This is a genomic window from Nonomuraea aridisoli (assembly GCF_003236395.1).
Lineage (GTDB): Bacteria > Actinomycetota > Actinomycetes > Streptosporangiales > Streptosporangiaceae > Nonomuraea > Nonomuraea aridisoli.
Genome location: NZ_POUD01000376.1, coordinates 1 through 7344 on the forward strand (window position 1 = coordinate 1; position 7344 = coordinate 7344).

The 7344-nt window shown below is 71.0% G+C and carries 8 protein-coding genes; 1 reads left to right on the forward strand and 7 read right to left on the reverse strand.

Features of this window, described 5'->3' with window-relative positions:
* Positions 1-73: 73 nt before the first annotated feature.
* Positions 74-601, reverse strand: coding sequence for a CGNR zinc finger domain-containing protein (locus C1J01_RS44395; RefSeq protein ID WP_328589741.1), 528 nt, complete (start codon positions 599-601; stop codon positions 74-76).
* A gap of 91 nt (positions 602-692) precedes the next feature.
* Here C1J01_RS44395 and C1J01_RS44400 point away from each other — a divergent pair, with 91 nt between their 5' ends.
* Positions 693-1610, forward strand: coding sequence for a DMT family transporter (locus tag C1J01_RS44400; protein ID WP_235855082.1), 918 nt, complete (start codon positions 693-695; stop codon positions 1608-1610).
* Here C1J01_RS44400 and C1J01_RS44405 read toward each other — a convergent pair.
* From C1J01_RS44405 to C1J01_RS44430, 6 genes are all read right to left on the reverse strand, one after another.
* Entirely contained in the window at positions 1550-1939 is a 390-nt protein-coding gene (locus tag C1J01_RS44405) for a Fur family transcriptional regulator (protein ID WP_111185031.1), read from the reverse strand. The two genes, C1J01_RS44400 and C1J01_RS44405, sit on opposite strands and share 61 nt — an antisense overlap.
* Positions 1936-2808 (reverse strand): metal ABC transporter permease, encoded by an 873-nt coding sequence (locus tag C1J01_RS44410; RefSeq protein ID WP_111185034.1) that lies wholly within the window; start codon positions 2806-2808, stop codon positions 1936-1938. Before C1J01_RS44410 ends, C1J01_RS44405 begins: the two co-directional genes overlap by 4 nt.
* A complete protein-coding gene (locus tag C1J01_RS44415) occupies positions 2808-3587 on the reverse strand; it encodes a metal ABC transporter ATP-binding protein (protein ID WP_111185035.1) in 780 nt (259 codons plus the stop codon). Before C1J01_RS44415 ends, C1J01_RS44410 begins: the two co-directional genes overlap by 1 nt.
* Positions 3584-4510: a metal ABC transporter substrate-binding protein gene (locus tag C1J01_RS44420; protein ID WP_235855083.1), complete on the reverse strand. Its 927-nt coding sequence runs from the start codon at positions 4508-4510 to the stop codon at positions 3584-3586. The genes C1J01_RS44415 and C1J01_RS44420 overlap by 4 nt, the downstream gene beginning before the upstream one ends.
* Positions 4511-5118: 608 nt before the next feature.
* The gene (locus tag C1J01_RS44425) at positions 5119-5544 is read right to left on the reverse strand and encodes a hypothetical protein (RefSeq protein ID WP_181449308.1); all 426 of its coding nucleotides are present in this window, start codon (positions 5542-5544) and stop codon (positions 5119-5121) included.
* 80 nt (positions 5545-5624) lie between these two features.
* Positions 5625-6602, reverse strand: coding sequence for a 2-dehydropantoate 2-reductase (locus C1J01_RS44430; RefSeq protein WP_111185032.1), 978 nt, complete (start codon positions 6600-6602; stop codon positions 5625-5627).
* Between the last annotated feature and the right edge of the window lie 742 nt (positions 6603-7344).

A 7344-nucleotide genomic window follows, 5' to 3' on the forward strand; every position in this document is an offset into this window, starting at 1 on the left:
GCGTTGAGCGGTTGGGGGACAGGGTGGCGCGCTTGAGCGGCTGGGAGAGGGTGCGTCCGTTGAGGGGCTGGGGTCAGGCGCGGCGGCGGGCGCGGTAGGCGGCCACGTGCATGCGGTTGCCGCACGTGCGGCTGTCGCAGTAGACGCGCGAGCGGTTGCGTGACTCGTCGACGAAGACGCGCTCGCAGTCGGGCGCCGAGCACGTGCGCAGGCGCTCCGCCTCACCCTCCACCAGCAGGTGGGCCAGCGCCACCCCGCAGTCGGCCGCCACGTGCTCGGCCAGCGACGCGTCGGCCGCGAAGTAGTGGACGTGCAGCGGGTGCCCGTCGTGCTCGGTCAGCCGGGGCGTGATGCGCGTGCCGGCCAGCAGGGCGTTGAGGGTGCGCACGGCCGTCGGCTGGTCGGGCGCGGTGAAGACCCGGTGGAACGCCTCGCGCACCATCCGCACCTGGCCGAGGTCGCGCGGCGTGAGCGTGTGGACCCCGCTGACCTGCCGGGACTCCACGAACGCCTGCAATTCCGCCAGGCCGGGCAGCCCCTCCTCGCCCCCGGTGGCGGGTGAGGTGTTGACCAGTTCGACAACGGTGGCCAAAGAATGCACCATGTCATGGCCAAACGGCATGTTGACTCCTGTCGCGCCGGGTTCTAGCGTGATCGCAGCGTATCTCTTGCGCGAGGGTCGGGGGGTTTCCGTGAGTGCACATCGGCGTATCGTGCTGATCGCGGTCGTCGGTGCACTCATCATCTCGACCTCCGGCCCGCTGGTCCGGCTGTCTGATGTAGCGCCCGCGACCTCGGCGTTGTTCCGCTGCGCGTACGCCGTGCCGCCGATCCTGCTGCTGGCCTGGCTGGAACGGCGCAGGCTGGGGCCGATGCCACGCAAGGCGCTCATCCCGGCCTGGGCGGCCGGCGTCACGTTCGCGCTCGACCTGCTCTTCTGGCACCACGCGATCGAGTACGTGGGCGCGGGCCTGGCGACCGTGCTGGGCAACCTGCAGGTGTTCATCGTGGCGTTCGCCGCGTGGGCGCTGTTCAAGGAACGGCCGTCGTCCCGGCTGATGGCCGGCACCCCGGTGGTGTTCGCCGGGGTCGTGCTGATCTCCGGGGTGTTCGACAGCGCCGCCTACGGGAGCGACCCCGCTATGGGAGTGCTGGCCGGGGTGGCGACGTCGGTGTCGTACGCGGCGTTCCTGCTGCTGATGAAGGGCGGATCGGGCCGCGCGGCCGGGCCGCTGGCGCACGCGACCGTGGTGGCCACGATCCTCATCGCGCTGCTCAGCCCGGTGTTCGGCGGCGCCGACTTCGTGCCGGAATGGCCGGCTCACGGATGGCTGCTGCTGCTCGCGCTGGGGCCGCAGGTGGTGGGGTGGTCGCTGATCACGTTCTCGCTGCCGAGGCAGCCCGCGGCGCTCACCGCGCTGCTGCTGCTCGTGCAGCCCCTGACGACCGTGGCGCTCTCCGCGCTCGCCCTGGGGGAGCGCCCGTCGCCGCTGCAGCTCGCCGGCTGCGCCGTGGTCGTCCTCGGAGTGTTGTACGGCTCGCGCCGCTCTCAGCCCGCCTTGGCCGCCGCCGAGCAGGACGCGCAGGTGCCGAAGACCTCGACGGTGTGAGTGATCTCGGTGAAGCCGTGCTCGCTGCCCACCATCTCGGCCCAGCGCTCGACGGCCGGCCCGGCCACCTCGACGGTGCGGCCGCACCGGCGGCACACCAGGTGGTGGTGGTGCGAGCCGGTAGCGCACGCACGGTAGACGGACTCGCCGTCGTCGGTGCGCAGCACGTCGACCTGGCCGCCGTCGGCCAGCGCCTGCAGCGCGCGGTAGACGGTGGTCAGGCCGATCTTGGCGCCGTGCAGGCGCATCTCGGCATAGACGTCCTGCGCGCTCCGGAAACCCTCGCTCTTGCGGAGGGTGTCATGGACGGCGTCGCGCCTCGTTGTCATGCGACCTCCTCGACGCGCAACTGTGGTCGATCTGTCACGGAAGACTCCTGAGTCCGGCCTCGCCGTACGAATTTACCGACTCCGAGGGCCAGGACGAAGCCCGCGAGCGCAAGAAGGACGATCGCGGCGCCCGGTGGGACCTTCGTGGAGAAGGTGGAGGCGAGCAGCCCGCCCACGGAGGCGAGCACCCCGAACAGCATGGCCAGCCCCATCGTGGTGCGGAACCCGCGGGTGAGCTGCTGGCTGGTGGCCACCGGGATGACCATGAGCGCGCTGACCAACAGCAGGCCGACCACCCGCATGGCGATGACCACGGTGAGCGCCGCCGTGATAGCGATCAGCAGGCTCAGGAAGCGCACCGGCAGCCCGCTCGCCCTGGCCATCTCCTCGTCCTGGCAGAGCACGAACAACTCCCTGCCGAACACCACGACGACCCCGATCACCGCGACGGCCAGCATGGCGATGACCCAGATGTCCTCGGGCGTGACGCTGGCGATGGCGCCGAACAGGTAGGAGTTGAGCTTGGCGTTGCTGCCGCCCGGCGCGATGCCCATGAGCATGACGCCCCCCGCGATGCCGCCGTAGAACAGCAGCGCCAGCGCCACGTCGCCGCTCGTCCGGCCCCTGGCCCTGACCAGCTCGATGGCCACGGCGCCGATGATGGAGACGATCACGGCGGTGAGCACGGGCGCGGTGCCGGTCAGGAAGCCCAGCGCCACGCCGGTCAGCGCCACGTGCCCGATGCCGTCGCCGAGCAGCGCCAGACGGCGCTGCACGATGAACGTGCCCACGGCGGGCGCGCAGAGCCCGACCAGCAGCGCCGCGACGAGCGCGAGCTGGAAGAGCTCCTCCTGGAGTAGCTCGATGATCACCTTGGTTCCCCCTGCCAGCCGGTGAGCGGCCCGGCGACGGACTCCACCGCGTGCGCGTGCTGGTGGTCGTGCCCCGGCCGGGCGCACTCGCCCTCCGGGCGCGGCGGCGGCCCGTCGTGAACGACGCGGCCCTCGCGGATCAGCACGCCGCGCGTGATGATCGGCTCCAGCGGGCCCAGCTCGTGGGCCACCAGCACCACCGTCTTCCCGCCGAGCACCAGACCCGCCAGCGTGTCGGCCAGCAGCTGCTGCGTCTCGGCGTCCACCCCGGCGGTGGGCTCGTCCATCACGTACGTGTCCGGCTCGCCGGCCAGTGCCCGGGCGATGAGCACCCGCTGCTGCTGGCCCCCGGACAACGACTGGACGGGGTCGTTCGCCCGCGCGGTCAGTCGTACGGCCTCCAGTGCCTGCGCGACGGCGGACCGGTCGGCCGCGTTCGTGCGGCGCAGACGGCTCTGGCGGGCGATGCGGCCGGAGGCGACCACCTCGCGCACGGTCGCCGGCACGCCGCCGCCCACCTGGAGGCGCTGCGGCACGTAGCCGATGCGCCACCAGTCGCGGAACTTCGCCGGCGGGACGCCGTACAGGAGAGTGCGCCCGCCGCTCAGCGGAGTGAGGCCGAGCAGCGCGCGCACCAGCGTGGACTTGCCCGACCCGTTGGCCCCGAGCAGGGCCACGACCTCCCCGGAACTGACGGTCAGATCGATCCCCTGCAGGACGGATTTGCCGTCGTAGGAGACCCGGCCGCCGGTCATCGAGAAGGCCGTTTCAGTCATGCCGTACACCCCAGTGCTGTTTGTAGGGTTTTGAGGTTATCGCGCATCGCCGAGACGTAGTCTCCGGAGGGCTTGCTCTCCAGCGGGTCGAGCACGGCCGTCTTCGCGCCGACCTGGCTCGCCAGCACCTCGGCCACCTTCGGGCTGACCAGAGACTCGGTGAAGACCGTGGTGACGCCCTCGGACTTGGCCAGCTTGGCCACCTCGGACAGGCGCGCCGGGGACGGCTCCATCTCGGGGTCGAGCGTGATGCCGACCTGCTTGAGCTTGTAGCGGTCGGCCAGGTAGCCGAACGCCTCGTGCGCGGTGACCAGCGTCTTCGACCGGCACGTGGTCAGCCCCTGGCTGAGCTCCTGGTCGAGGCCGGTGAGGGTGGCGGCCGTCTTGGCGGCGCGGTCACGGTAGCCCTGGGCGTGCGCGGGGTCGGCGGCGGCCATGCGCTCACCGAGCTTGGTGGCGACGGTGGCCAGGCGGGAGGGGTCGAGCCAGATGTGCGGGTCGTACGAGACGTCCGCGTGCTCGGCGTGCTCCTCCTCGCTCTCTCCTTCGTGCTCGTGCTCGTGCTCATGCTCGTCCTCGCCGGCGGGGAGCGTGGTGACGGCGGTGGCGGCGTCGAAGCTCGTGTCGGGCTCGACGGCGTCGTCGACGGCCGGCTGGATGCCCTTGATGTAGACGGTGAGGGCGGCGTTCTTGATGTCGGTGACCTGCTTGATGCCCAGCTCCAGGTCGTGCGGCTCGACACCTGGCGCGGTCAGCACGGTCACGTTGGCGTCGGATCCCCCGACCTGCTCGCTCAGCCACTGCAACGGGTAGAAGGCGGCGACCACTTCCGGCTTCCCGGTCTCTGCAGCGGTGGTCTGGGCGGAGCCGCTCCCGCAGGCGGCGGTGGCCAGCGCGGCCGCCAGCGCGGCGGTTCCAGCCAATGAACGAGCGGCACAAGCCCGGGAAAATCCTGACATCATGCGACCCAGTATGCGCCGAAATGAAAACGGTTGTCAAAATCCGCTCCCACCCCGGCTCCGCCCCCACAAGACGCTATTCACCCCAACGCTCCAGGCCGCAGCCGGGGTCCGGTGCGGGCCCGGATGTGCACCAGCGGCCCCGCCCCACAGGCAAGGCCGCACGGCACCTTCACCTCACGGGCCTGGGTGGTAACTGACATCTGGGACCCGCCATGGGTTCGCGAGACGCGCCGATGTGAAGGGCCGCCGGCCTCACGGATGGCCGCTTGCCTCCTGCCCAGCCGGGCTCACTGTGCCGGCCTCGCCTCACGGTCGGGGGCATCTGCCTTACGTGCGCGAGCGTTGCCCAGTCCGGTGAGACCGCCTCACGAGTGCCACCTCGCCCCGCGCTCAGGGGCGGGGACCGCGTCTGGTGCCCGTCCCGTATTTGGGTGCCGGCCTCGCGGAGCGAGGCCCATTAAATAGGGATGCCGGTCGGCGGCTGGGGGCCCGGCGCGCCGATCGGCATCCCGTCATCACCTCGGTGATCACGCGTCGGCAGAGCCGTTGCCGACGCCCGAGGTGACGTCTTACGCGACCGCGACGGCGCTGTCGCGCAGGCGCCGTTCACCGGTGTAGTCGTGCGTCCGGTTCCCGTGCGGGAACCCGACGTGCGTCTGTCCCTCATCGGCGGCCGGCCCGTGGATGGCCTCCGCGGGTACGCCGGTCACCTGTCCGGCCACGGCGAGCGTCCAAGGCGCGACCGACTCCTCGAACTCCTCGGAGCCCACCGTGGCGTGCTCGATCCGCCGGGCGACGGCGTGAGCGGGCGGGATGTCCGCGCCCACGCCGAGGCCGGGCCAAAGGGAATGGCGGGCCGCCGAGCCCCGCGTCACGATGCCGTCGGGGTCCTCGATCTGCTGGTGGGACGAGGTGCCGAAGACGGCGGAAAGCCCTGCCACGCTGGGCGCGTGGCAGGTGCGGTAGCAGGAGTCCACAGTTCTGGTGCCGATCATCGTGACGCTGTTGGGGCCATGGCCGGACGGCCAAAGCTCATGATCCCCTCCATTCCGCATACAATGTACGGTATTCCGGGCTAAACCGCACGGGCAAGGTTCTCGTTCAGCAGGTCGCTCACCGCGTGGATGGCACGCAGTGTCGGAACCTCGGCGCCGGTGAGATCGGCCAGCTCGACCACCGCGGACAGCAGCACGTCGAGCTCCAGTGGCTTGCCCTTCTCCAGGTCCTGGAGCGTGGACGTCTTGTGCTCGCCTGCCTTCTCTGCCCCGCGCAGGCGGCGTTCGATGGAGATGCCCGGATCGCAACCGACGCGACGGGCCACCTCCACGGTCTCCTGCATCATGGCCACGACCAGCTCCCTGGCGCCGTCGTGGCGGCAGATGCCCGCCATCGTCGCCCGGGCCAGGGCGCTGATCGGGTTGAATGCAATGTTTCCCATGAGTTTGATCCAGATGTCCCGGCGGAGGTCGGTCTCCACAGGACACTTCAGGCCGCCTGCGACGGCGGCCTCGCTGAAGGACGTGCAGCGCTCCGTCAGCTTGCCGTTGGGCTCGCCGATGGAGAATCGGGTGCCTTCGAGGTGGCGGATCACGCCGGGTTCCTCGATCTCGGTCGCGGCGTAGACGACGCATCCGATGGCGCGGTGCAGCGGCAGGGCCGCCGTCACCGCGCCGCCCGGGTCCACGCTCTCGATGCGGTAGCCCTCGTAGGGGCCCTTGAGCCCGTGGAAATACCACCACGGGATGCCGTTCTGGGCGGCGATGATGCTCGTGGTCTCGTGGAGGAGCGGCCTGATCATGGGGCCTGCGGAGGCGTAACTGTTCGCCTTGAGGCCCAGGAAGATGTGGTCCACCGGCCCGACCTGGTTGGGGTCGTCGGTGGCATGGGGATGGGCGACGAAATCGCCCCTGGGGGAAAGCACCCGCACACCGGCGCGGCGAATTGCTTCGAGGTGCGCACCTCTCGCGATGAGATGCACCTCGACTCCCGCTGTGTGGAGGGCGGCCCCCACGTATGCGCCGATGGCGCCGGCGCCAAGAACAGCCACCTTCATGCTGCGCTCCGTTCTCGCGTCGGAGGTGTACGGGCCCGTACACGAGATGGGCCGCGAGATGCGGCCCACCGTGTATTCGGTATACAGTATGGAAAAAGGTGGGTCAAGGAGCGTGCCTGTGACCGTTTTGCGGCATGTACCAGTGGTGGAAGCGAGGTCGCGGACCTCTGCTGACCGGGCGACGCCTCCGCCGGACCCCACGCGACCGCCTCTCGCCGAAGCTCTCGCCCACCGCCGCGCCGACCCGTCACACCCGCCGGCGACGCCGCCCGTCTCGGCTCTCACCGCCACGAACGCTTACGCGGTCACAAGCCCGGGCCCGCGGCGGGTGACCGATCACGTGCCGCTCGGAGGAGCGCCGCCCGGGCTGGCGCTGCGACCGGTCAAGCCGCTCGAGACCACCACCGGGCCCTCGGCGCCCATCAGCATCGAACGGGCCCTGCCGTACGAGCTCACGGTCGTGGACGCTGCTCGGCCGCCAGACCCGGGAAGCACACCGACGGCGTGGAACGGGACGAGCCACCCGCTGGCGTCCATCTGGGTGATCGAGCGGGCGGCGTCCAGTGGGGCTACCGGGCCTGGAGTCGAGCCGGGCAGCCCTGCCGGGCCGCCCGCGTCCTGTGGGACCCACCCGGGACGCGTGTGTCCGCGCCCGGAGGAGCCAGGCCGGGGCGTCTGCGTCCGTTGGGATGCCGGTCCGGTCGGGGCCGGTGTGTCCCGTGGGGGGGAGGCGGTCCGGGGC

Coding starts and splice junctions, on each gene's coding strand:
- C1J01_RS44405 (WP_111185031.1), bottom strand. CDS start 1,939: ATGACAACGAGGCGCGACGCCGTCCATGACACCCTCCGCAAGAGCGAG.
- C1J01_RS44415 (WP_111185035.1), bottom strand. CDS start 3,587: ATGACTGAAACGGCCTTCTCGATGACCGGCGGCCGGGTCTCCTACGAC.
- C1J01_RS44425 (WP_181449308.1), bottom strand. CDS start 5,544: ATGATCGGCACCAGAACTGTGGACTCCTGCTACCGCACCTGCCACGCG.
- C1J01_RS44430 (WP_111185032.1), bottom strand. CDS start 6,602: ATGAAGGTGGCTGTTCTTGGCGCCGGCGCCATCGGCGCATACGTGGGG.